Here is a 25012-nt window from a genome sequence, read left to right on the forward strand (position 1 = left end):
TGCCCGGCGGGTCCTGCGCGGTTCAATCACAAGGTAATGCAATGCGTCTGTTTCACACCTCCGACTGGCATTTGGGTCAGCACCTGCATGGTCAGGAACGCGATTTCGAGCATCAGGCTTTTCTGGGCTGGCTGTTGGCCCGACTGGCCGAGCGGCGACCCGATGTGCTGCTGATCGCTGGCGATATCTTCGATACAGTCAACCCGCCGGTCAGTGCCCAGGAGCGCCTGTACGAATTCATCGTCGACGCCCATGAGCAGCAGCCACACCTGACCATCGTGATGATTGCCGGCAACCACGACTCCGGCTCGCGTATCGAACTGCCCGCGCCGTTGATGCGCCGCCTGCGTACCCACGCGCTGGGGCGGGTGCTGTGGCTCGATGACGGCAGCCTGGATGCCGAGCGCCTGTTGCTGCCATTGCCCGATGCCAGTGGCTCGGTGCGGGGCTGGTGCCTGGCGTTGCCGTTCCTGCGCCCGGCGGAAGTCACTGGCGCGCAGGCGGGCGATAACTACCTGCACGGCATTGCCCAGGTGCATCGCCTGCTGATCGACGCCGCGCAACGCAAACGCGAGCCCGGCCAGGCACTGATCGCCATCAGCCATGCGCACATGGCCGGCGGCAGTGTGTCCGAAGACTCCGAACGCAGCCTGATCATCGGCAACGCCGAAGCCCTGCCAGCAGCCCTGTTCGGCCCGGAAATCACCTACGTGGCGCTTGGGCACCTGCATAAGCCACAGCAGGTCAACGGCGAGACACGCATCCGCTACAGCGGCTCGCCGATTCCGCTGTCATTCTCAGAGATTGGCTACAAGCACCAGATACTGGAAATCACCTGCGAGGCTGAACAACTGGTGAGCGTCGAACCGCTGCTGATTCCACGTGCCGTGCCCCTGCAACGCCTCGGTCCGGCGCTGCTCGACGACCTGTTGGTACAGCTCGGCGCACTGCCACAGGTCGACTTGCTTGATGAACCCCATCGCCAGCCATGGCTGGAGGTCCGGGTGCGTCTCGACCAGCCGCAGCCAGACCTGCGCAACCGTATCGAGGCGGCACTGCAAGGCAAGGCTGTACGCCTGGTACGCATCGCCGCCGAATATGCCGGGCGCAACGGCGACGCTGAAGACGCTGCCGCCAGCGAGCTGATCGACCTCGAACAGCTCACCCCCCATGAACTGTTCCGGCGGGCCTGGCAGGACAACTACGGTAATGAGGTCGACGACCAGACCCTCGATGATTTCGCCACGCTGCTGCGTGAAGTGCAGCAGGAGGCCGAACAATGAAGATTCTTGCCATCCGCCTGAAGAACCTGGCATCGCTGGCCGGCCCGTTCGAGGTCGACTTCAGCGCAGAACCGCTGGCCAGCGCCGGATTGTTCGCCATCACCGGCCCGACCGGAGCCGGCAAGAGCACCCTGCTCGACGCCTTGTGCCTGGCACTGTTCGGCGCCGTGCCACGCCTGAGCCGGGTCGGCCAGTCCAAGGTGCCGGACATCGACGGTGAGATCACCACCAGCGACCCGCGCACCCTGCTGCGCCGTGGGACCGGCAGCGGTTATGCCGAAGTGGACTTCATCGGCATTGATCAGCGCCGCTACCGTGCCCGTTGGGAGACCAATCGCGCCCGCGACAATGCCAGCAAAAAACTGCAGGCCAGCCGGCAGATCCTGACTGATCTGGACAGCGAGCAGGTGCTCAGCAATCAGAGCAAACGCGAGTTCGAGCAACTGGTCGAACAACGCCTGGGCCTGAATTTCGAGCAGTTCACCCGTGCCGTGATGCTCGCCCAGAGCGAATTCAGCGCCTTTCTCAAAGCCGACGACAAAGAACGCAGCGAACTGCTGGAAAAACTCACCAATACGGCCATTTACAGCCAACTGGGCAAGCGCGCCTGGCTCAAGGCCAGCGACGCAAAAAAAGCGCTGGAAGACCTCAACCTGCTGGCCAGCGGCGTGGCCCCCATGCCTGCCCAGGCCCGTGCCGAGCTGGATGAGCAGTTGAGCCTGGCCCAGCAGCAGCTCAAGCTCGACCAGCAGCGCCTGCGCGAGCTGGAACAGCAACAGCAGTGGTTCGGCCAGTTACAACGGCTGGGCGCAGAGACCCAGGCCACTCGTCACAGCCTGGCCTGCGCCGAGCAAGACTGGCAGGATCAAGCCGGCGAGCGAGACAAGCTCGGCCAACTGGAGCGCCTCGCACCGCAACGCCATCGCTTTGTCCGACGCGCCAGCCTGGATGCGCAACGGGCACCGTTGGCGCAGCACATCGCCCGGCAACAGGCCCGCCACGGCGAACTGAGCGCCGCCCACCAGCAGTTGCAAGCCAGCCGCGACATGGCCCACACCACACTGCTTGCAGCCCAGCAACAGGCCAGCGAGTCACGAAGCCGGCTGCAACACGCCTTCGACACCCAAAACACCCTGAGTCATCAGGCCGACGCGCTGAGCAAAACCCGCGCCAGCCAGCAACAACATGAACACGACTGCCAACAGGCTCAGCAGCAACTGGACAGTTTGCTCGCCCAACAGCAACACGTCGCACACCGCCTGGCCGACATCACCGCGCAGCTCGACAACAGCAGTGCCCTGGCGCCCCTGACCCAGGCCTGGAGTGCCTGGCAAGGCCGGCTCAAGTCACTGACCCTGACCGCCAATCGCTGGCGCCACGGGCAACAGGAACTGCCGGCCCTGACCCGGCGTGCCAGCGACGCCGAACAGCAACTGGCCGAACAGCGCAACGCCCTGGAACTGCTGTACCGCGAAGCCGACTGCGAAGTCTCGGCGGTAACCGAACAGCTGCAATTGCTCGGCGGCCTGCTGCAAGACAACCGCAAGCAACAGCGTGCCAGCGAAGAACTTGAGCGGCTGTGGACCAGCCACCAGCAATTGGAGCAACAACGCCAAGGCATCACTGACCAGTTGCATAAAGCCGGCCAAGAGCGCGAACAACTGGCCGCCGATGGCAGTGCGGTCAACGAGCAGCTCAAAGTCGCCGAACAAACCCTCAGCGTCACCCGCGAACTGCTGGAGCGCCAGCGCCTGGCGCGCAGCGCCGGGGTCGATGCGCTGCGCAACCAGTTGCAGGACGAGCAGCCTTGCCCGGTGTGCGGCAGCATCGAGCACCCTTGGCACCAACCCGAAGCGCTGTTGCAGGGGCTGGCCGAACACGATGAAAGCGAACAGGCCGGCGCCGAAAAGGCCGTCGAAGAGCTCAAGGAACGCCGCAGCCTGCTGCGCGAGCAATACGCGGTGCTTACCTCACGCATGAAAGACCTGCTGGGTCAGCAGGATCAGTTGCAAAGCCAGCAGCAAGCATTGGCAAAGCCGTTGCAGGAGCATCCTCAGGCAGCCGCCCTGCATGCAATTAACGAGGCAGAACGCGCGGCCTGGCTGCAACGCCAACAGCAGCAGCTCACCCAGGTCATTGAGCAGGACGAGCAGCGCCAGCAGGCGCTGCTCAAGCTGCAACAGGACGCCGGCCGGCTGCAGCAACAACTGCAAGAAGCCCAGCAAGCCAGCCAGAACGCCAACGCCCAGATTGAAGAGCAGCAACGTCAACTCAATAGCGACCATGCGCGTCTTGAAGAAGAACTTGGCGCATTGCAGCCGATACTGCCAAGCGACTGGCTTGAGGCACTGCGCAACGAGACCTCGGCCAGTGTCATGCGGCTGGAGCAGCAAGTCGTTGAACGCCTGGCGCTGCTTGAGCAGCAACAGGAGCAACAGCAGGAGCAGGCTGAGCGACACAAGCGCGTTGAACAGCAACAACTTGAACTCACCGCTCGCCAGCAACGTCAGGCTGAACTGCAACAACAGGTGCAAAGCCTCAGCGAACAACAGCAGGCCAGCCAGACGCTATTGGGCGAACTGCTTGGTGGCCATGCCAGCGCCGAACAATGGCAGCAAACGCTGGAACAGTCGATTGAACAGGCCCGCGCAGCCGAGCAACTGGCCGCCCAGGGGCTACAGGACAACCAGGCGCAGAGCATCCAGCTGGCCGCCGAACTCAAGGCCAGCGAACAACAGCAGCAGGCGTTGCAGGATGAGGCCGCCGGACTCGATGAGCAGATCAGCGCCTGGCGCAACAGCCATGCGCAACTGGACGATGCGACCCTCAATGCCTTACTGGAAGTCGACGACGCGCAGCTTGAAGAACTGCGTCAGCGCTTGCAGGCCGCCGAGAAAGCGCTGGAGCAGAACCGGGTCCTGCTGCACGAACGCGAACAGCGCCTGAGCGAACATCAGGCCCACTTTCCAGAGCTTACCGACGGCGCCGGGCTGGAACAGGCCGCACAGCAAAGCCGCGAGCAGTGCGCAGTGACCGAACAACAATGCGCTGATCTGCGTGCGCAGGTCAGCGAGGACCAGCGCCGCCAGCAAGCCAATGGTGAGCTGCAGGCGCGTATCGAGCAGGCTACGGCCGAACGCCTGCGCTGGGGCCGCCTGGCAGAATTGATTGGTTCAGCCGAAGGCGACCGTTTCCGCAAGATCGCTCAGGCTTACAACCTCGACCTGCTGGTCCATCACGCCAATGCCCAATTGCGCCAACTGGTGCGCCGCTACCGGCTCAAGCGTGGCGGCAGCCTGTTGGGCCTGCTGGTGATGGACACTGAAATGGGCGATGAACTGCGTTCGGTGCATTCACTGTCAGGCGGCGAAACCTTCCTGGTGTCGCTGGCCCTGGCGCTGGGCCTGGCCTCGATGGCCTCCAGCACCTTGCGCATTGAATCGCTGTTCATCGACGAAGGCTTCGGCAGTCTCGACCCTGAGTCACTGCAACTGGCCATGGACGCCCTCGACGGCCTGCAAGCTCAGGGGCGCAAGGTCGGGGTGATTTCCCACGTCCAGGAAATGCACGAGCGCATTGCCGTGCAGATTCGTGTCCGCCGCCAGGGTAACGGCCAAAGTACCCTGGAAGTGGGCGGCTGAGCAGGGTCAGGACGCGTGCTGAGGCAGCGGTTGTCCGGTGGCGGCGCTGTGCACGGCCACCGGCGCCTGAGCACTGCTGACCTGAGCGGCATTGATTTGCGGATTCATGCTGGTCACGGTCACCACGGCAATGAACACCACATACAGGGCAATGGCGATATACGCGCCCTGCTTGATCGAATGAAGTATGGCTGTGGCCATCGGTTTTGCTCCATCACGGGTTTCAGAACACTAGCATTACTGAAAACCGGGTCCATGAAAAAACATACCTCTATATATCAGGCATCAATGGTATTGATGCTTGCAGCCGCTGAAAGTTGAAGTTTTTTTACTGGCCAAAAACACCAATCCCCGTGAGCGCAATACTCACGGGGATCGTGCAGATACAAGGGCTTTCGCGAGCAGGCTTGCCGCCGGGTCTGCGTTGCCTAGCGCACAATGGCTAGCGGTCGTCAGCTCGGGGTTGGCAAACAGGCTCGCGAAAGCCTCATGAAACTCGCGTCACTGGCCGGTCTTGTGATCCAGCGCAGCATAGAAGTTGGCGCTCTGTTGCAGGTACTGCGGGGTATAGCTCTGGCTTTGGGCAACATGCAGTTTGTTTTCGGTCACCTCTGTGTTGGCGCTGGCAGGCAGAGCGGCAGTGGCAGAAATGGCGGATGCGGCAATGATCGAGAAGAGATTGAAGTTCATGATGCAAATCCTCGGAAGTGGTTTGGGTTCCGGGCCGTGAGGCCATGGATCAAACTTACTCCTGAGGATCGCGGGGAAAAAATCCTTTCTGGCACTAGCCTTTATCACTGCGATTAATAGTTCATTGTGCCGACGGCAAAAACAGCAGTGCCGACGGCGCCGGCATGTCCAGCGCCTGCACCACATCACCCAGCCGCCCGCTCTGTGGGTCCCGCTTGAGGGTCACGATCTGGTTGCTCTTCTGGTTGGCGATCAGCAAGAACCTGCCGCTGGGGTCAATGCTGAACTCCCGCGGTTCACGGCCCTGTACGGAACGGCGCTGGAGCTCCTTGAGTGCCCCGCTGGCCGGATCGATGCTGAACACCAGCAGCTCGTTGGCATCGCCACGGTTGGCCACGTAGAGGAAACGGCCATCAGCAGAGGCATGCAAGCCACTGGCACCGACCGCCTGGTGCTTGCCGGGCTGTTTGAGATCAACCAGTTGGGTCTGCCTGAACCGACCATTGTGATAGTCGAACACCGCGACCTGAGCGGTCATTTCCAGGGTCAGCCAGGCGTGCTTGCCATTGTCACTGAACAACAGATGCCGTGGGCCACTGCCCTTGGGCAGGCTTACCGTGGCCGCCTTGAACGGCTGCAATGGCTGCCCGAGTTGCGCGTCGTACTGGTAGACAAACAGCTTGTCAGCCCCCAGATCCGCTGCCACTACGTACTTGCCATCCGGAGTCGGCAGCACCCCATGCACATGTGAAGAACTCTGGCGTTCGGCATTGACCTTGCTGGGCGGGTTGGGCCCAAGCACCTGCACCGCATCGCCCAGGCGGCCAGCGCTGTCGACTGGCAAGACAGCCAGCGCCCCGCCCGGCTTGGCCTGCACCGCATAGTTGGCCACCAGCAGATAACGCTGATCAGGTGTGAGGCTTGAATGAGTCGGTTCATCGCTCTGACTGGCGACCTGATTGATCAAGCGTAGCTCGTGAGTCTGCGGGTCGATCATGTAACTACTGACCTTGCCCAGCCTGTCCGCCTGCCCTGGACCGTTTTCATTGACCACGAACAGATAACCGGCTTCGCGCGACAGGGTCAGCCAGGACGGATTTTCACTCACCACCACTTGCCGTGGCTGGGTGTCGATCAAGCCGGTCTGACTGTTAAAGCCCATCCGGTAAAGCCCCTGGCTGTCACCTTGGGTATAGGTGCCCACCAACAGATCGAGGTCGGCGTTGTCCTGAGCATGAGCGGGCAAAACACTGAAGATGCTGGCAAGCACCAGCCAGGGCAGCAATGGGCGGGACATGACGGCCTCCGTTGAGCACTCTTGGGAATTGTTATTCGCGCTTGATTCAGGACACCGCCTTTACTGCAAAGGTTCAGCTTTCTGGCTGGCGCAGATCCTTGGCACCGCCGTCCTCTAACGCCAACGGCATGACTGCCAGGCTTGGAATCAGCGACTCTGCCCATTGCCGGTAGTCAGGTCCGAACTGGCGAATCTGGGCCAGCGGATCCAGTGAAATGCCGGCCAGCAGCAGGGCCGAGATCAAATGGCCGAGTGAGAAGGGTCGGCCGGTGGGTTTAAGGCTGCGTCTGATCACTGGCAGCAACAGCAGCAGACCAATCAGAAACCAGATCAACAGACGCGGCAGCAGTTGCTGACGATCCAGGCCGACTTCCCATAGTGCCCCGACGGTCCCCAGCGACAGGCATAACGTGAACAGCCACACCGCCATGTGCACAACCAGCATCAGCGACAGGCCGCACAGGGCAAAGCCGAGCCCGGAAAGGACGTAATAGTAGGAACCGCCCAGACTGACCAGCTTCAAGCCGGCACTGAATTTGACCAGGCCGAGCACCAGCAGCCCGGCGCCGAAAAAAGTTGGCAACAGCCGCGCACGACTCAACGCGCCTTGAGTAGACATGGAAATCTCCCTGATGAATGCTTCGCTCGCTTCCGTGGAGCGGATGACTGGCAATGGCCAGCAATTTGAAGGTCGTTACCCCGCAAGCGGAGCAAGAAAAGGCAAGCACATCCTTGTGTAGTGACCGATGCGCAAGCACCGGCACCCTACCATCCCGATGCCGGCCTCTGATTCAGAGGGCCGACACGCGCCTGCGAAGTTTAACGGCTGGCGCGCTCTAAAAGACTGATCTGGATCAATCCAGATCGGCCTCGTCATCATCGTTTGCACTGACGGCATCCATGCAGACGATCCGGTGATCCGCCTCACCGTCGTTGATCACCCAGCTCTGCAGGGATTCATCGAACGCGGCGGCCTGTACCTGCGCTGCGCTGAACGACCAGACCTTGCGCGCCCGGCCGTCCATGCATTCGACTTGCAGGCCATCATCCAGGCTGAATTCCCAGGCATGCAGGCCGTCGATTTCGAGCATGGTGGTGGTTTGCAGGGCTTGCAGGAAGGAAGTAGTAGTCATGTTCAGTCAGGTACCTGGGAAAAACGCCAATGATAGGGCAAAGCTCTGCGCCTTGCCCTGCCGCGTTTCAATGAGAAAACAACGAATGCCCCACCTGCCCGGCCATTTTCTCGGGTTTGATCAGAAAGCGTGCCAGTGCCGGCAACAGCCACAAGGCGCCGAACATGTTCCACAGCAGCATGAAGGTCAGCATCAGGCCCATGTCGGCCTGGAACTTGATGGCCGAGAAGATCCAGGTGCAGACACCAATCGCCAGGCACAGACCGGTGAACAGCACCGCCTTGCCGGTGGACTTGAGCGTCTGGTAATACGCCTCCTGCAACGGCAGGCCGGCGCGCAGGAAGCTTTCCAGACGGCTGTAGATGTAAATGCCGTAATCGACACCGATGCCCACCCCGAGCGCGATCACCGGCAGCGTCGCCACCTTCACGCCGATGCCCAGCAAGGCCATCAGCGCGTTACCCAGTACCGAGGTCAGCACCAGCGGCAAGACAATGCACAGGGTCGCAGCCCAGGAGCGGAAGGTGATCATGCACATGCCTGCCACACACAGGTAGACCAGCACCAGGATCAACAGCTCGGACTCTTTGATCACCTGGTTGGTCGCGGCCTCAATCCCGGCGTTACCGGCCGCCAGCAGAAATTGCAGATCGGGGCTGTTGTGTTGCGCAGCAAACTCCTCGACCGCCTTGACCGCCCGATCCAGGGTTTCGGCCTTGTGGTCGTTGAGGAAGATCATCAGTGGCGCCAGCGAGCAGTCAGTGTTGTACAGCCCTTCGGCACGGGCGATGGAGCTGTTGAGCACATCCTTGTTACGCGACAGGGTTTCCCACTTCAGGCTGCCTTCGTTCATGCCTTTGATCACCTGGCGTGAAACGTTGACCAGGGAAACCGTCGATTGCACGCCAGGGGTGTTGTCCATTTTCCAGGCCAGCTCACTGATCGCCGACATGGTCGAATACGCCGAGCAGCCTTCAGCCTGAGTCTTGACCATCACCACCAATACATCAGAACTGGTGGAGTAATGCTCGATGATAAAGGCGTTGTCCTGGTTGTAGCGTGAGTCAGGACGCAACTCTGGAGCGCCCTGGTCAAGGTCACCGATCTTCAGGTTCTGGCTGTACCAGAGCCCGCCGCCGAAGGCCAGCAACGCCAGCACCACCGACACCGGCGCCACTTTGGGGTTGGCAAACCCCGACAGCAGGCGCCAGAACGAATGCTCGCTGACCGCGTCCTGCTTGCTGCGGGTGACCGCCCGCTTGCTGATGCCGACATAGGAAATCATCACCGGCAACAGAATCAGGTTGGTGAACACGATCACTGCCACACCAATGGACGCGCCGATGGCCAGCTCACGGATCACGCCGATATCGATAATCAGCAGGGTAATGAAGCCCACGGCATCGGCCAGAATGGCGATCATCCCCGGCAGGAACAACTGACGGAAGGTCCGCCGTGCCGCGGTCAGGGCGTTATCGGCCTCGCTGGACTGCAAGGCAATGCCGTTGATCTTCTGTACGCCATGGGAAATGCCGATGGCAAAGATCAGGAACGGCACCAGCATCGAGTACGGATCGATGCCGAAGCCGACCACATGCATCAGGCCCAGTTGCCAGATCACCGCGATCAGCGTGGTGCAGAGCACGGCGATGGTGCTGCGCAGGCAGCGGGTGAACCAGATCAGCAGCACCAGCGTGATGACAAAGGCGATGCCGAAGAACGCCACCACCATGAACAAGCCGTCGATCAGGTCGCCGACCTTCTTGGCGAAGCCGACGATGTGCACCTTGATCTGCGGATTCTGCGCCTGGAACTTGTCGCGGATCTTTTCTTCGAGCTGATGGGAAAACTGCTGGTAATCAAGGGTCAGCAGCACGCTCTGGTCATTGGGGTCCGGATAAGCCTCCAGCAGCGGTATCTCGACGATGCTCGACCTGAAGTCGTTGGCCACCAGCCGACCGACCTGGCCAGACTTGAGCACGTTGTTGCGCAGGGTATCGAGGCTGTCCTGACCGCCATCGTAGCTCTTGGGAATCACCTCGCCGCCGGCAAAGCCTTCTTCGGTCACCTCGGTCCAGCGCACGCTGGGGCTCCACAGTGACTTCATGGCCGAGCGATCGACGCCTGGGATATAGAAGGCTTCGTCGTGAATCTGGCGCAGGGTCTCCATGTAGTCGCGCGAGAAAATGTCGCCGTCCAGCGACTCGACCGAGATGCGCACGCTATTGCCCAGATTGCCCAGGTCATTGCGGTGCGTAAGCATGTTCTGGATGAAGGGGTGCTGCAGCGGAATCATCTTCTCGAAGCTGGTCGAAGGTCGCACCTGCAAAGCCTGCCAGACCAGCACCAGGGTGGTCAGCAGACAGAGAATGATCACTGTGGGGCGATTGTTGAAGATCAACCGTTCAAGAAAGGTCGCTTGCTCGTCGGCGGGCGTGGCGCGCTGCTGAAGATCGTTCATGCATGGAGTCCTTGTGCTTATCGCTGACTGAGCGCTGCGCCATTGGCCGAGCCAAGACGTACACCGCCCTGCCCGACCAGAATCAGTTCGCCGCGGGCATTGCCGGTCACCCCGGACAGGGCGATATGGTCGGCGCGGTTGAAAACCTTGAAGCTCTGCCCGTCATCACTGCTGCGCAATACGCTGCCGGCATTGCCGACCAGCACCAGCGTGCCGTCACTGAGCAGGCTGGCGCCAGCCAGGGTGGCCTGCAGCGGCCCCCGCTCGCCGGGCAGTTCGATGTGGGTCCAGGTGTCGCCAAAGTCAGTGGAGCGCAGCAAATTGCCGCGCAATCCGTAGGCCAGCAGCGTCTGCGCCTGGGAGGTGCCGATGACCCCGAACAGCGAGCCGTGATAGGGACTTTCGAGTTTTTCCCAGCTCAGGCCAAAATCGCGGGAACGGAACATGCCGCCGGCTTCACCGACGATGAACAGCCCGCCTTGCGCCACATGGGCGATGGCATTGAGGTGATACTGGTCCTGGTTGTCCAGCCGCTCGCTGACGTCCTGCCAGTGCTGACCGCCATCGGTGGTGGTCAACAGGGCACCGTAGGCGCCGATGGCAAAGCCGGTGCTCTGGTCCTGGAACCAGACATCCAGCAGCGGCGCTTCGCGGGTCAGGTCTTCGAACTGTTTGGTCCAGCTCTGGCCGCCGTCGCTGCTGGCCAGAATCTGGGCATCGTGGCCAACGGCCCAGCCATGCTGCGCGTCGACAAAATAGACGGCGGTAAGCAACTGGCGGGTCGGCACTTTGGCCTGTTGCCAGCTCTGGCCTTGGTCGTCGGAGTACAGGATATGGCCGTGGTCACCCACCGCGACCAGACGCTGGCCGGCATGCACGACGTCCAGTAACAGGCTGGTCGCGGCCTTGGGCGATTCGATGGCGTAGCTGTCTGCTGCGGTTGCTGCGACGGCGGAGCTGACTGCTGTGAGGCCCAATAAGGCGGCCAGGCAGACAATGGACAGATGCATGCGTCTCTCCCGGTTTTATTGTTGTGCGAGGTGGCTGGATAAACCGGCCCTGCGCTTTTTTGGAGGCGGGGCCATGCTAGGCAGTAAAGCCTGTGCCTGACAATTGTCGTGACGTTATGTTTTGTTAAGCGCTACTGGCATTGAGGCAGTCTAGGCGATGATCTGGAGAGCATGGGTCGCGGCTTTAGCCGCGAAAAGGGCGTGATCTGCGGACCGATGGAAAATCCTTTTGCGCGGTGTCTGGACTGCAGGTTTCGCCCTGCCGGGCGAACGTCCCTCCGAACGGCGCCCAAGCCGCGATTTGCGTTGTCTGTGCCATCTCGGCTCGAAGATCAAGATCAAGATCAACAGCGGCTGCGCACCTTCTTAATCAATCACCACATGCGGCAAAAACCGGCTGCTGTCTTTGGTGATCAAGCTGTCGTCTTCGCGGATGCCGATCCCGGAGGCCAGGTCGCCGATGACCCAGGAACCGATCAGGGTGTAGCTGTCGCCGAAACGCGGCAGCGGTGAGTATTGCTGGAGGATGTACGGCGCGTCGGTGTAGGGGCCGTCTTCGGCAATGGTTTCGTCGCCTGGGGTGCGGATTTCAATGTTGGCGCCTTCGCGGGAAAAGAAAGGCTTGCGCACCCAGCCTTTGGGTACCGGGCTAGCGGGGTATTGGTCGACGAACGATGGCAGCAGGTTGGGATGGCCTTCGTTGAACTGCCAGAGCAGCGGCAGGATGCCTTTGTTGCTGAGGATGGCTTTCCAGGCAGGCTCGACGAAACGGGTGCCGCTGGCGGCGATGTGCGCACCGAACGGCTCGTGGAAGATGTGCTCCCAGGCATGCAGTTTGAACAACCGCTCGATACGCTGGCCGTGCAAATCGACGAAGCGTCCCTGTTGATCAAGGCCGATGTCCTCAATGTCGATATGCCGGGTCTCGATGCCTGCATGAGCGGCCATGCGCCGCATGAATTCAGTGGTGCCACGGTCTTCGGCCGAGCCGGACATGGCCGAAAAATAGAACGGCGCCGGTCCCCGGAACGGCTCGAAGGCCTTGATCAGGTCTTCGGCAATCGCGTTGAACTGGGTTGCCCTGGCCGGCAGCACGCCGCGTTCAATCTGCTCTTCCAGCCACAGCAATTGAAACGCCGCCGCTTCCATCAGGCTGGTGGGGGTGTCGGCGTTGATTTCATACATCTTCGCCGGCCCGTCGCCGTGGTAAGCGAAGTCGAAGCGTGCATACAGGTGCGCATGCCGCTGCTGCCAGGAGTCGCGGATCAGGTCGAAGTACGCTTGCGGGATTGCCAGTTGGCTGAGCAATGCCTCGTCATCGACCACCCGCGCCACCACATCCAGGCACATCTGGTGCAGCTCCTGGGTCGGTGCTTCAAGATCGCGGGTGATCTGCCGCTCGTTGAACTGGTAGTAGTGCCGCTCGTCCCAATAGCGCTCACCGTCGATGGTGTGAAAGTCGAAACCTTCACGTTCGGCAGTGGCGCGCCAGGCTGGGCGCTCTTCGATGCTGATCCGTTTCATCCAACAGATTCCTTAACCGCCGAAGCTGGAGCGGCTGCTGCTCTTGCCACTCCAGCCGCTGCGGGCACTGGCCTGGCTGCCGAAACCGCCACGCGACACGGTGGACGACACCGATGAGCCACTGCCAAGGCTGCGGCCCAGCGTGCTCTTGCTGTAGGTCTTGTCGGTGCTGTAACGGGCCTGGGTCGAGCGGCTGAAGGTCTTGCCGCGGTCGATATGGGTATAGAGCGAAGAGTTGTAGTAACCGCCGCGATCATCGCGACCCATGTAAACCGGCTGCGCGTAATAGCGGCCACTGTTGCCGAAGCCGTTGCTGAGCAGGTTGCCAATCAGCAACCCGGTAAGGAAGTTGCTGGTCGCGCCGGGGTTGGACTGGATGATCTGCTGGTTGGTCTGGTCCAGCACCTCTTTGGGCACGTTACCCGCGAACGACAGCTCGAAACCGCCGAGTTTTGGCGAGTATTTGCCGTCGCTGCCAACCTGGCAGTAGTCCGGCACGAAATCTGCTTCGCAGGAGGCCTGGTCGTCGTAGGTCGGGGCAATGCGCCGGTGATCGGTCAACGCCTCCATGAACGAGTTGGAACAGACCTCGATCGGCACCTTGGCGTCGGTGCATTCCTGCACGGTCTTGAAGGTGGTCTTGGTGGTGAAGTTCGGCTCATCATCCGATGACCCGCAGGCACTCAGGGCCAGCGGCAAGGTACTGACCAGCACGAGCTTGACTGAACTGCGTCTCATGATCGCTCCCCCGGCTCAGTTCGACGGTGTCATGCAGGCCGCGTTGAGCATGCCGACACTGACCGCGACACTGGCGGCGTAGATGGCCGCGGCCATCTCGCCCTTGGCAATGCGTGCCGACAGGCCCTTGAGCACCAGGCTGGTGGCACCGAACGCCAGCAACTGGACCACTGCCGCAATCAACGCCCAGACCACCACGTCCAGAATATTGATGCTGTAGGCGATGACGTTACTGGCGGGCAAGGCGAAACCGATCAACGAACCGCCCAGGGCCAGGGCCGCTGCGCTGTTGTTGTCGCGGATCAGGACAAACTCTTTGTGCGGGGTCACCCGGCTGTAGATGAACTGGAACACCGCGAACAGTAGAGCGGCGACCAGAATATAGAGAATGAAGCCGAACACCGCCTGGGCATCGAGCGACATACGCAACGCGTCGAGCATGAAGATTTCCTTTTCTTTTATAGAACGTTGATGTCTGTAGAAAGCAGCGTCACACCGACCGCCGTTGTAAGGGTAATGTTCCCTTGCTCGTCTTCTTCCACCGAGAACAGCAAAAACTCACGGCGGTCGATCAGGCCGGTTTCCCGCGCATAGAGCATGCTCAGGTGTTTGACGCGGTAGGCAGTGTCAGGACTGACGACGTTCTCGTCCATAGGCGTGAGTTCGGTCTGACCGGTCTCGGTGCCCCATTGGCGCTCGAACACTTCGCCTTCATGCTCATAGGTCGGCAGGCCGATTTTCGAATCCGGCCCGGTCAGGCGCAGCAATTCGTCACGGCTGTTGATCGGCGTCGCGCTGTAATAGCCGAACAGCACGATATCCTGAATGTCCTCAGGCAACGGCCCGTTGCTGAGGATCTGCAGAAAGTAGTCTTCATCGTCGAGATAGAAGCGGCGCAGCACCATGGCCTGGCCCAGATCGATCTCCCCCACCGCCCAGACCTTTTCATCGCCCGGCAGCACAACATAGCTGTGGCCATCGAGCAGCAGTTTCAGGGAAGAGTCCAGACACAACATGCCACCGCTGCGCAGCCCCAGCGGACTGGAGACACTGGCAGCCGTGCTTTTCGGCAGGGGCGCTTCCAGGCCCATGACTCGCTTGAACCAGCTCATAATGCGTTTCCTTGAAGCCGAGTGGATGCAATGTAGAAAATTTCACCGCCCTCGATACGCAGATCGTTGGCGGGGTTGAGTTCGAAATGGCTGCCCTGCGGCGCCCGATAACCGATCAGGGTGGCGTTGAATTCCTGGCGCAGGCGGATATAAAGCTCGCCGCAGGTGATGCTGAAACCGGGCGACAACACATGACGGAACTGGGTTGCGCCCTCACCGATGCACAGCAGTTCGTTGATTACGGTGCTCGAACCCGGATCCTGGGCCGAACGCACCAGCATCTCGATGGCCATGTTGGAGGTGCATTCCAGTTCCGGGGCATAGCTTCTGGCCAGGGCGGCGCGTTCAGAGTTGTCAAAATGGGCAACCACATGACCGGCAGGCTCGAGTTTTTTCAGGGTCAGGACAATCGCCAGGGTCAGGCTGTCGGAGCGGGTGTGCACCAGAATCCGTTCAGCGCCACGAACCCCGGCGCGTAACAGCACCGCCGGCGAATCAAGCGAATCGCCCTTGATGAATGAGGCATGGCCTGGCATCGGATTTTCAGTGATCAGCGAATCGCAGATCACCAGCCCGCCGCTGCGGGTGCGGCAGTCCTGGCTGAGCAGTTCGACAATCCGCTCGCTGGCATCACCGTCCCAGCCGACCAGCACGGTATGGCCGCTTAGTGCTGAACAATCGCCCTGCCCTTTCATGTTGCGTCTCCAGATATCGCCAACCGACGTCGACGCCTTGCCAATCACTGTGGTCAGTAACGCAATCCCGCCGAGCATGATCCAGGTACTGGTAATCAGCTTGCCGGCAGCAGACTTGGGTGACAGGTCGCCGTAGCCCACGGTGGTGGCCGTGGTCAGGTAAAAATAGGTGAAATCCAGCCCGCTCAGCAGATGCTCTTCAGCGGCCAGGGCCAGCAACAGGTAAGACAGCAAGTAGTGACCGAGCAAAAACATGCCGATTCCGGCCCAGCCGAAACGCTCGAAAAAAGCAGACACATGACGCCTGAGCAACAGCAACACCATCATTGGCGCAATCCATTTATCAGAACCCGGTATGTTTCAGCGGCTCGGTCGCCACCATCGCCCTTACTCAGACCTTGCCTTGCCCGGCATGCAGTAGCCTGGCTGCGAAGATTCCTGCCAGCGCACCGCCGATATGTGACTCAAACGATACCCCCGGTGACGGCAGAAAACCCAGCACCAGACCGCTATAACCGGCCAGAGCGATCAGCGCCACCAGCAGGCTGGCGAAGCTGCGTTGATACCAGACCCTGGCCAGCAGATAGGTCCACAGGCCGAAAATCAGGCCACTGGCGCCAACGTGCAGGCTGGTACGGCCAAACACCCAGACCAGACCGCCGCCAAACAGGCAGACCAGTATCACCACCCAGGCATAGCGCTTGACACCCTCGGTCGCCACCAGCCAACTGAGCACCAGAAACGGCAGCAGATTGCTGAGCAGGTGGGCGAAGGATCCATGCAGCAGTGGCGCCAGGGCAATGCCCTGCAAGCCTGAAAGATGACGCGGCAGGATACCGTGGCCCACCAGGCTATAGCCACTGGCCGCGTTGTAGATCTGTACGGCGAGCATCAGTGCCGCCAGACCGAGAATAACGCGAAGTCGGGTCGAGAATGCCAAGCGGTCTTCCTTGTCTATGGCGTTGCGGCTTGATAAGCGTTCGCCCGCCGCGCTGTCGCGCAGCAGACACAGAACCCGGTAGGAGCAGCTTCAGCTGCGAAGCCTGCGCAACTGAAGCCGGTACTGTTAGCTGCCGCCTGTTACTGAGGTGTCTGGCGAGCCTTCAAACGCGCCAGTACATCGTCGGCACCGCTGCTGCTGGCGCCGATGCCGGCTTCCTGCAGACGGCGCTCCAGATCACCGCCATTGGACTGGCTGGCCAGTTCTTCGGCGGCTTCAAGCTTGGCGTCCTGCTCGTCCTGGCGTTGCTTGAGACGGGCCAGCGAACCGACGGCGGTCTCGACCGCGCCATTGGCACCACCGGTGGCATTGGCGGTGGCGACACGGGCACGCTGCACGGTTTCCCGGGCCTTGGCCATCTCGACCTGCTGCTTGAGGCCGCGAATCCGCGCCTCAGACTTGACCACCTGCTCTTGCAGCAGCGCAGCCTGCTTGCCGAACTGGTCGGCCAGGGCTTTTTCCTGATCACGCTGGGCCTCGATCTCGGCGATCTTCGCCGCGCACTCGACGGCCAGGCTTTCTTCGCCCTTGTTGAGGGCTTGCAGGGCACGGTTTTCCCAATTGGCGATATTGGTGCCATGTTCTTCAAGGCGCTGCGCAGAAAGCTTGTGCTTGGCCTTGATACCGATCAGACCTTCACGGGCCTTGGCCAGTGCGTTGTCAGCGTCGCGGATTTCCTGGTCGAGAATCCGCAGGGCGTTGGCGTCGATGATTGCCTCACCGGCTTCTGATGCGCCACCGCGCACGGCAGTGACCAGTTTTTTCCAGATGCTTGTCGTCATGAGTGTTCTCCTGCCAAAACCGCTATTCAGTCGATGAAGTGATCTTCGAAAGCTTCTGCCGCACGAATCACGTTGTCGGCCAGCGTCAGCACTTCCTGGACGATCACGGTCAGACTGGAAGCGGCACTCAATGCACCGAACAGGCAGTAGACTTCCTGGCCGTCGGCCAGACGCTCGATACCCACCGCCGACAGCGGGAACAGGTCACGGCTGCGCAGCACGATGTCGTTGAAGGCTGCGGTGTCCTTGACCCGGCTGACTTCGATCAGGGTGGTATCGGCGAGGATCTGCTCGCCAACCACGGCCAGATAGACCGGCAGGTCGCCGAACTCCTTGAGGATCAGACGGATACCGGTTTCGGCACCGTCGGTGAGGGACAGGTCGATCTGCCCCAGGCTGACGAGCTCAAGCTCGGCCAGCGATTGATGCAACGAGCTGATGGTCCAGTGGGTGTTCCCGGTCATGAAATCCTCCAGATTGATTCGTTTACCGAGGTAGGGCTGTCGCAAAGCTTTTTCGATACCGCGCAGGGCATCGACGTTTTCAGGACGGATCCAGAACTCACGTTTGACCAGACCCGCGTCCTTGAGGCGTTGGCGCATTTCGCGCATGTAGTCGGTCGAGCTTTTCAGGCTCTTGCCCTGTTCAGCAGTGGTTGCGCCCCCGGTCTTGCGAGGCATAGGCACGGCTCCCTGGATTGGTTGTGGCAATGGAGGTGAACGCTAACAGATACCCAGGCCGAACAAAAGCCTCACATGTGAGGATTTTTGTAGAATGTTTCATCGTGCTTATTCGGCCACTGACAAACGCAGCCACGTCAGTTAGAAGCACCATGCCTGCGATAAAAAAAGGCGCTATCGACCATGGCCGATAGCGCCCCTTCTCCAGCGAGAACCCTGCTTAAGCCAGGCTCTTGCTCACCACCTCAAAGACATCAGCCGACAACTCACCGCTGCTGCGGATACGCTCAAGCTCGGCCTTCATCAGCGCCTGACGGGCGCTGTCGTACTTGCGCCAGCGGGTCAGCGGCGCCAGCTGCCGCGAGGCGATCTGCGGGTTGAAGCCGTTGAGTTCGATGACGATGTCGGCCAGAAAGCGGTAGCCCGAACCATCGGCGGCATGGAAGTTGATCAGGTTCTGGCCGGCGAAAGCACCGATCAGGGCACGGACCTTGTTCGGGTTCTTGATGTTGAATGCCTTGTGCTGCATCAACTCGCGGACCCGTGCCAGGCCACCCGGCAAGGTGCTGCCTGCCTGAACACTGAACCACTGGTCCATGACCAGCGGGTTGTCCTTGAAGTGTTCGGCGAATACCGCCAGTGCCTGGGCGCGCTCCTGTTCGAACGGCGAGTTGACCAGCACCGCCAGCGCGGTCAGGCGCTCGGTCATGTTGTCACTGCTGTCGAACTGGTCGATGGCCGCCGCCAGCACTTCAGGCTTGCCGCTGAGCATCAGGTACGACAGGGCAATGTTCTGCAGCGCACGGCGAGCGAAGTGCTCAGCCTCGGCGATGTAGGCGGTGTTGCGCGACACTTCGCGGTTGGCCTGGTAACGCGCCCAGAGGCTGTCGGACAGGTTGTCGGCGATAGCTTTACGGGCAAACTCGCGAGCGGCATGAATGGCATCGACGTCGGCGACCTGGCTGATTTCGGTGAGGTACGCCTCACCCGGCAGCGACAGCATCTCGGCAACCATCGCCTGATCCAGGGTCTCGTCAGCCAGTACCGTGTCCAGTGCAGTCAGCAGCCGCTGATCGAGTACCAGTGGCTGGCCGGCCTGATGCTGACCGATCAACTCTTGCAACACCTGCACCGCCAGTTGCTGGCCCGCTTCCCAACGGTTGAAGCCGTCGCTGTCGTGCTGCATCAGGAACATCAACTGGTCGCGGCTGTACGGGAAGCTCATCTTGACCGGGGCCGAGAAACCGCGCAGCAGCGATGGCAATGGCTTGGCAGGCACGTCAACGAAGCTGAACGTCTGCTCGGCCTCGGTCACCGAAATGACCCGGCTGGTGCCTTGCGCAGCGGCTTCGCCACTCAGGCGCAGGGCGATTTCGTTGCCCTGCTCATCGAGCAGGCCCAACGCCACGGGAATCACGAACGGCAGTTTTTCCTGCTTGTCCGGGGTAATCGGGCAGCTCTGCCGGAAGGTCAGGCTGTAGGTGCCGGCAGCGCTGTCATAGGCTTCGCTGACGTCCAGGCGCGGGGTACCGGCCTGGCTGTACCAGCGTTTGAACTGGGTCAGGTCGACGCCGTTGGCATCTTCCATGGCCTTGATGAAGTCGTCACAGGTCACCGCCTGGCCGTCATGGCGGTCGAAGTACAGGTCACTGCCTTTACGGAAGCCCTCGGCACCCAGCAGGGTGTGGAGCATGCCGACCACTTCCGAGCCCTTCTCGTACACGGTCAGGGTGTAGAAGTTGGAGATCTCGATAAAGCTGTCCGGGCGCACCGGGTGCGACATGGGGCCTGCATCTTCGGCAAACTGGTGAGTACGCAGGTAGGCGACGTCCTGGATGCGCTTGACCGTGGCGGAGTTCATGTCGGCCGAGAAACCGGCGTCGCGAAACACCGTGAAGCCTTCCTTGAGCGAGAGCTGGAACCAGTCGCGGCAGGTCACGCGGTTGCCCGACCAGTTATGGAAGTATTCGTGGGCCACGATCGCCTCGACCCGCTGGTGCGCGGCATCGGTGGCGGTTTCGGCGCGGGCCAGCACGGCGCTGGAGTTGAAGATATTGAGGCCCTTGTTCTCCATGGCGCCCATGTTGAAGTCGTTGACCGCAACGATCATGAAGATGTCCAGATCGTACTCGCGGCCATAGACCTCTTCGTCCCAGCGCATGGACTTCTTCAGGCTGTCCATGGCGTGCTGGCATTTGTCGACGTTTTCGGGTTCGACATAAATGCGCAGGGTGACTTCACGCTGGCTGCGGGTGGTGAAGGTGTCTTCAATGCACCACAGGTCACCGGCCACCAGGGCGAACAGGTAGGCCGGTTTCTTGAACGGGTCTTCCCAGGTTGCCCAATGGCGATCGCCGTCCTGGCCGCTGGCAATCGGGTTGCCGTTGGACAGCAGGACCGGATAGCGCTGCTTGTCGCCGCTGACCGTGGTGGTGAAGCTGCTCATCACATCCGGGCGGTCGAGGTAATAGGTGATCTTGCGAAACCCCTCGGCCTCGCACTGGGTACAGAACATGCCGCTGGACTTGTACAGGCCTTCCAGTGCGGTGTTGGTTTCCGGGTGGATGCGCACCGTGCTGTCGACCGTGAAGCTGGCGCTGGACGGCTGCAGGGTCAGGTGGCTGTCGGTGAGTTGGTAATCGGCCGGTTGCAGCTCGCGGTCATCGAGTTGCAGCGACACCAGCTCCAGTTGCTGGCCATCGAGCACCAATGCCGGCAAGCCAGCGCCGCGCTCGGGGTTGCGGCGCATCACCAGTTGCGCATGCACCAGGGTGTGGTCCTCGAACAGCTCGAAAGTCAGGTGCGTCTCGTCGATGAGATACTCGGGCGCCTGATAGTCCTTGAGGTAGATCACTTGCGGTTGTTCAGTGCGCATGCGCGAATCCTTTTTACTGGAGCACGGCCAGTTGATAGGCCGTGTACTTGCGGATATTGATGACGCCGGTGTCGAAAATCAGGTACTGGCCCTTGATACCCAGCAGCGTGCCTTCGGCGATCGGGTTCTTGTCCAGGTTGAAGCTGACGATCTTGGTCGGGTAGGCCTCGACCGGGTAGCGAAACTCCAGCGGTTCGACATCGTGCAGCATCTGGATGGCCTGCAGGCCGAAGCGTTCCTGCAACCCCGCCAGCCCCTCGGCGCACTTGTCGAACAGTTCGTCGCGGATCGCGACAAGGTCCACCGGCAGCGCCTCACCCTTGAGCAGTTCGCGCCAGTTGGTGCGGTCGGCAACGTGGCTGCGCAGCAGGTCTTCGACAAAGCCCGATTGCTGCCGGGTGGCGACGCGCAGGATCGGCAGCGCCTGGCTGGCGCCCTGGTCGAGCCAGCGGGTCGGCAGCTGAGTGGCGCGGGTAATGCCGACCTTGACCCCTGAGGAGTTGGCCAGATAGACAATGTGATCGGTCATACAGAACTGCTCGCCCCATGAAGGCTCGCGGCAGGTGCCCTCATGGTGATGGCACTTTTCCGGGCTCATGATGCATACGTCGCACTGCGCCAGCTTCTGCATGCACGGGTAGCAGTAACCCTGGCTGTAGCTGGTTTTGGTCTTGCGCCCGCAATGGCTGCAGTGAATCGCGCCCAGGTATTCCAGACGCAGGCTCTGGCCAATCAGCGGATTGACGGCAATCTCGCTGTCGCCCAGCCGAAAGGCATATTGCACAAACGGCGCGTCAGCCTGACGCACCGCCATCTTGTTGACGGAACCGCGACCCAATTCAATCAATGGATGGCATCCGACTTGAACAGGATGTTGGGCACAGGTGCCGACTTCGACGCGCATTCTTGCGGGCCCATGTAACCGGTGCGCTGCTCTTCGGGCAGGTTTTGCGCTTCCCAGGCGATCAGCGCCTGCAGCGACAGTTCGCGCTGTTCCTGGGTCAGTTTGCGGCCATCGGACCATTTGCCGATTTCGACAGCCAGCTTGAGGCTCTCGTAGATATCGGGGGTGATGTTTTCAATCATTTCCATAAAAGAGGACATGGCGTACTCCAGAAGACAGCCGGGAAGTTTAGGCTTTTCGGCGCGCGATCGCACCCCCTGCGAGTCCCGTGACACAACCGATGATCAAGCCGCCGACATGTGCACCGTTGGCGATCTCGCCAAAGCCAAGCACACTCACCAGCCCCGACAGGCATAGCAGCAGCCAGACCAGCATCATCACCAGCACGCCCCGCGGCAGACGGTAGATCGGGTTGGGCGCCAGCCACTGGAACAGCCAGCAGTGCCCCAGCAGACCATAGAGCACGCCCGACAGGCCGCCGAATAAAGTCGGGCCACCGAAATAATACTGCACCGCGTTGGAGAACGCGGCGAACACCAGGGTCAGCAACAGCAATTGCCAGCCGCCCTGGCGCAGTTCGATGCGCCGCCCCAGTTCCCAGTACCACAGGCTGTTCATGGCCAGGTGCAGGACACCGAAGTGGATCAGCATCGGTGAGACGATCCGCCACCACTGCCCGGCGGCCAGGCTGTCGGCCAGCGGCACGAACATGGCGTACTCGCCCTGCACCCGGAAGTCGAGAAAGGTCAGCCAGCGCACCGCGTCCAGGTTTTCACCGAGCATGGTCAGGCCCGCCACCACCAGGGTCGCGAGCAACACCAACACGGTGAACGGCACCTGCCTTGCCTGTTGGGCAAGACCGGGACGAGCCAGCGCTGCACCCTGACTGTCCGGCGGCGGCTGATAGGCGTCATTGCCCTCGGGGAAACGCTCGTACAGCTCGCGAACCTCGTCGACCAATTGCGGGTTACCCGGCACCCACAGCACCTGCTCGCCAGCCTCCTCGGCCACCCGGTGCGGCACATTCAGGCGCCGCAGCAGGCTGACAAAACCACTCAGGTCGGTGGACAGCGGCAGGCGCAAAACAGCGACAGGGCTCATGACTTCAACTCCGGGCGGTGCACATCAACCCAGACGAATTTTTCCGGGTCGATTGAAGTTTCCTGGTCCAGCCGATAGGCCACCAGCTTGCCGTACAGCACGGCGCTGTAATCCAGACAGGCCAGATTGGGCCGGATCGGCGCCGGCACACCGCTGCGCCAGTAGTGACCGACAAACAGCAGCGGCTCGTCGCTGCCATAGCGCAGCAAAGCATTTTTGTCAGTGGTTGACAGTGGCGTCTTGGCCACCCCTTCGGGCAGCGCATCGGGCTGGAAGACCACATCACCATAGGTCTGCGGGTCATCCTCCCAGAACTTGGTACGGAAGAACTCGCGGGTCAGGCCATCGCCGCCGGTGAGGGTCAGGCCGTGCGGCAGACGCATGTCGGTGCCGCGCAGCAAACGATTGAAAACGTTGCTGGCAAAGCTGCCAGGCGTGGCGCTGGCCTGGATGAACTGTTGGTTGATCAACCCGTTGCCATGCAGGCCACGCAGCGGCTCAATCAGGTTAGGGTCCCAGCAGGCATGCACGGCGCGAAAGCGTCCGGCATCAATGAACAACGGCAACTCATAAAGCCAGTCGATGAACTCGCGCCACTCCTGCGGGTACTGCTCAAACTGGTCCAGGGTTTCAGCGATGAGCCGCTCGTGACGCGGGGTGTGCTCACGGACGAACTTCTGGCCGGTGTGGGCCGGCGCTGGCGTCACCCAGCCCAGCACGTTGAATTCGTGGTTACCCATGATGCACAGCGCCTGCCCGGCCTGGACCATGTCGCGCACGATATGCAGCGCTTCGCGAATCCGTGGGCCGCGGTCGACGATATCGCCCAGAAACAATGCCATACGCCGTGGATGACGCCATACGCCGGCCTCGCGGCGATAGCCCATCTGCTCCAGCAGCGCCTCAAGGGTCTGGGCGCACCCGTGCACGTCACCGATCAGATCAAAGCCACGCGCCGGATCGATCATCAGTCGTCTCCTCGCCCACCGAGGCGGCTGCCCCAGCCGAGCTTGGTCCGGCAGACTTCGTAGTAGTTGTGATCCAGCGGGTGAATCAGGCGCAGCTTCTTGGGCTTTTTGCGCACCGTGATGGTGTCGCCCGGCGCGCAAGTGAAATGGTTTTGCCCGTCACAGGACACCTGCGGGTAGATGGTCATGTCTTTGGCCACAACGATCTTCAGCTCGCTGTTGCCATCGACCACGATGGGCCGCCCGGACAGGGTGTGCGGGTACATCGGCACAATGACAATGGCGTCGAGTTTGGGGTGCATGATCGGGCCGCCGGCCGACAGCGCGTAGGCGGTAGAGCCGGTCGGGGTCGCGACGATCAGGCCGTCGGCCTTCTGGCTGCAGACGAACTGGCCATCGATGTAGATTTCAAACTCGATCATCCGGGTTGATTTGCCGGGGTGCAGCACGACATCGTTAAGCGCATCGCCCTGACCGATGCTTTCGCCGTGACGACGCGCTTCGGCTTCGAGCAGAAAACGGTTTTCGACCAGATAGTGACCGTCGAGGACTTCTGCGACTTTCAATTCCAGTTCGTCGGGGCGGATATCGGTGAGAAAGCCCAGGTTGCCGCGGTTGATGCCCAATACCGGGACATTGTGGCGGGCCAAGGCGCGGGCGGCGCCGAGCAGGCTGCCGTCGCCACCGACGACAATGACCAGGTCGCAGACTTCGCCGAGCATTTTGCGTGAGGACGTTTGCAGGCCATGACCGGGCAGCACCTCGGCGATGGTGTCTTCGAGAATGACGTGCAGGTGGCGGTCCAACAGGAACCTCTTGAGCCGGCGCACCGTTTCCAGCACCTGGGCGCTGCCCAGACGGCCGATGATGCCGATATTACGAAAGTGCTCCATGAGGCTCCTGCTAAGTCTGCGAAACGGCGTTATGAGCGCGATTATGGCGAAACGCCCGGCGGGCGGCAAACCGGGGGTGGGTCGGGTGCTGTTCCGGGCATTGCCTGGCGCCCGAAAGCCCGCCTTCGATCTACCTTGCAAGACCTGCCGGGTGGCGATCCGCTTTAGCCGTGAAGGCCATCCAACATTAACCTGATTAATCAGTGGCCTTTTTCTGATGCCTTA

The 25012-nt window shown here is 61.2% G+C and carries 24 protein-coding genes; 3 read left to right on the plus strand and 21 right to left on the minus strand.

Annotated elements, in window-relative coordinates; genetic code table 11:
* The first annotated feature begins 41 nt into the window (after nt 1–41).
* Nucleotides 42–1283, plus strand: a complete 1242-nt coding sequence (locus tag NRB16_RS21755) for an exonuclease SbcCD subunit D C-terminal domain-containing protein (protein WP_257106898.1) — start codon at nt 42–44, stop codon at nt 1281–1283.
* On the plus strand, nt 1280–4924 hold the full coding sequence (locus NRB16_RS21760; RefSeq protein WP_257106899.1) for an AAA family ATPase: 3645 nt from the start codon (nt 1280–1282) through the stop codon (nt 4922–4924). The genes NRB16_RS21755 and NRB16_RS21760 overlap by 4 nt, the downstream gene beginning before the upstream one ends.
* A 6-nt stretch (nt 4925–4930) precedes the next feature.
* On the opposite strand, the gene NRB16_RS21765 is transcribed toward NRB16_RS21760, so the two are convergent.
* From NRB16_RS21765 to NRB16_RS21780, 4 genes are all read right to left on the minus strand, one after another.
* Nucleotides 4931–5125 (minus strand): hypothetical protein, encoded by a 195-nt coding sequence (locus NRB16_RS21765; protein WP_045493442.1) that lies wholly within the window; start codon nt 5123–5125, stop codon nt 4931–4933.
* Between the two features lie 300 nt (nt 5126–5425).
* Complete coding sequence (locus NRB16_RS21770) at nt 5426–5614, minus strand: hypothetical protein (protein WP_045493444.1); 189 nt, start codon at nt 5612–5614, stop codon at nt 5426–5428.
* Between the two features lie 121 nt (nt 5615–5735).
* Nucleotides 5736–6911, minus strand: coding sequence for a lactonase family protein (locus tag NRB16_RS21775; protein ID WP_257106900.1), 1176 nt, complete (start codon nt 6909–6911; stop codon nt 5736–5738).
* Between the two features lie 73 nt (nt 6912–6984).
* Nucleotides 6985–7530 (minus strand): hypothetical protein, encoded by a 546-nt coding sequence (locus NRB16_RS21780; RefSeq protein ID WP_257106901.1) that lies wholly within the window; start codon nt 7528–7530, stop codon nt 6985–6987.
* On the opposite strand from NRB16_RS21780, the gene NRB16_RS21785 reads away from it, so the two are divergent.
* Nucleotides 7529–7651, plus strand: a complete 123-nt coding sequence (locus NRB16_RS21785) for a hypothetical protein (RefSeq protein WP_257106902.1) — start codon at nt 7529–7531, stop codon at nt 7649–7651. The two genes, NRB16_RS21780 and NRB16_RS21785, sit on opposite strands and share 2 nt — an antisense overlap.
* A gap of 114 nt (nt 7652–7765) precedes the next feature.
* Here the strand turns inward: NRB16_RS21785 and NRB16_RS21790 are convergent, their stop codons facing one another.
* The 17 genes from NRB16_RS21790 to NRB16_RS21870 form a co-directional block, all read right to left on the minus strand.
* A complete protein-coding gene (locus NRB16_RS21790; protein WP_045493451.1) occupies nt 7766–8044 on the minus strand; it encodes a DUF5629 family protein in 279 nt (92 codons plus the stop codon).
* A 67-nt stretch (nt 8045–8111) separates the two neighbouring features.
* Nucleotides 8112–10505, minus strand: coding sequence for an RND family transporter (locus NRB16_RS21795; protein WP_257106903.1), 2394 nt, complete (start codon nt 10503–10505; stop codon nt 8112–8114).
* 17 nt (nt 10506–10522) lie between these two features.
* Nucleotides 10523–11515 (minus strand): YCF48-related protein, encoded by a 993-nt coding sequence (locus NRB16_RS21800; protein WP_257106904.1) that lies wholly within the window; start codon nt 11513–11515, stop codon nt 10523–10525.
* Nucleotides 11516–11881: 366 nt separating this feature from the next.
* Nucleotides 11882–13039: a glutathionylspermidine synthase family protein gene (locus tag NRB16_RS21805; RefSeq protein ID WP_253141500.1), complete on the minus strand. Its 1158-nt coding sequence runs from the start codon at nt 13037–13039 to the stop codon at nt 11882–11884.
* 12 nt (nt 13040–13051) lie between these two features.
* Nucleotides 13052–13777 carry a DUF1190 domain-containing protein gene (locus NRB16_RS21810; RefSeq protein ID WP_045493458.1) on the minus strand — a complete coding sequence of 242 codons (726 nt, stop codon included), beginning with the start codon at nt 13775–13777 and terminating at the stop codon, nt 13052–13054.
* 15 nt (nt 13778–13792) lie between these two features.
* Entirely contained in the window at nt 13793–14218 is a 426-nt protein-coding gene (locus NRB16_RS21815; protein WP_045493460.1) for a DUF350 domain-containing protein, read from the minus strand.
* A 17-nt stretch (nt 14219–14235) separates the two neighbouring features.
* Nucleotides 14236–14889, minus strand: coding sequence for a YjfK family protein (locus NRB16_RS21820; RefSeq protein ID WP_257106905.1), 654 nt, complete (start codon nt 14887–14889; stop codon nt 14236–14238).
* Nucleotides 14886–15911 (minus strand): ion channel, encoded by a 1026-nt coding sequence (locus tag NRB16_RS21825; protein WP_253117277.1) that lies wholly within the window; start codon nt 15909–15911, stop codon nt 14886–14888. Before NRB16_RS21825 ends, NRB16_RS21820 begins: the two co-directional genes overlap by 4 nt.
* A 64-nt stretch (nt 15912–15975) precedes the next feature.
* On the minus strand, nt 15976–16524 hold the full coding sequence (locus tag NRB16_RS21830; protein WP_045493464.1) for a rhomboid family intramembrane serine protease: 549 nt from the start codon (nt 16522–16524) through the stop codon (nt 15976–15978).
* A gap of 140 nt (nt 16525–16664) precedes the next feature.
* Entirely contained in the window at nt 16665–17366 is a 702-nt protein-coding gene (locus NRB16_RS21835) for a PspA/IM30 family protein (protein ID WP_045493467.1), read from the minus strand.
* A 26-nt stretch (nt 17367–17392) separates the two neighbouring features.
* The gene (locus tag NRB16_RS21840; RefSeq protein ID WP_045493470.1) at nt 17393–18046 is read right to left on the minus strand and encodes a YjfI family protein; all 654 of its coding nucleotides are present in this window, start codon (nt 18044–18046) and stop codon (nt 17393–17395) included.
* 220 nt (nt 18047–18266) lie between these two features.
* Entirely contained in the window at nt 18267–20921 is a 2655-nt protein-coding gene (gene pepN, locus NRB16_RS21845; RefSeq protein ID WP_257106906.1) for an aminopeptidase N, read from the minus strand.
* A 13-nt stretch (nt 20922–20934) separates the two neighbouring features.
* Nucleotides 20935–21768 carry a DUF2797 domain-containing protein gene (locus NRB16_RS21850; RefSeq protein ID WP_045493479.1) on the minus strand — a complete coding sequence of 278 codons (834 nt, stop codon included), beginning with the start codon at nt 21766–21768 and terminating at the stop codon, nt 20935–20937.
* The gene (locus NRB16_RS21855) at nt 21765–22025 is read right to left on the minus strand and encodes a YeaC family protein (protein WP_045493480.1); all 261 of its coding nucleotides are present in this window, start codon (nt 22023–22025) and stop codon (nt 21765–21767) included. Before NRB16_RS21855 ends, NRB16_RS21850 begins: the two co-directional genes overlap by 4 nt.
* A 28-nt stretch (nt 22026–22053) precedes the next feature.
* A complete protein-coding gene (locus tag NRB16_RS21860) occupies nt 22054–22926 on the minus strand; it encodes a rhomboid family intramembrane serine protease (protein WP_045493481.1) in 873 nt (290 codons plus the stop codon).
* The gene (locus tag NRB16_RS21865; protein ID WP_257106907.1) at nt 22923–23894 is read right to left on the minus strand and encodes a metallophosphoesterase; all 972 of its coding nucleotides are present in this window, start codon (nt 23892–23894) and stop codon (nt 22923–22925) included. The genes NRB16_RS21860 and NRB16_RS21865 overlap by 4 nt, the downstream gene beginning before the upstream one ends.
* A complete protein-coding gene (locus tag NRB16_RS21870; protein ID WP_045493483.1) occupies nt 23894–24787 on the minus strand; it encodes an NAD(+) kinase in 894 nt (297 codons plus the stop codon). Before NRB16_RS21870 ends, NRB16_RS21865 begins: the two co-directional genes overlap by 1 nt.
* Between the last annotated feature and the right edge of the window lie 225 nt (nt 24788–25012).

The organism is Pseudomonas sp. LJDD11, assembly GCF_024584215.1.
In the GTDB taxonomy this organism is placed as follows: domain Bacteria; phylum Pseudomonadota; class Gammaproteobacteria; order Pseudomonadales; family Pseudomonadaceae; genus Aquipseudomonas.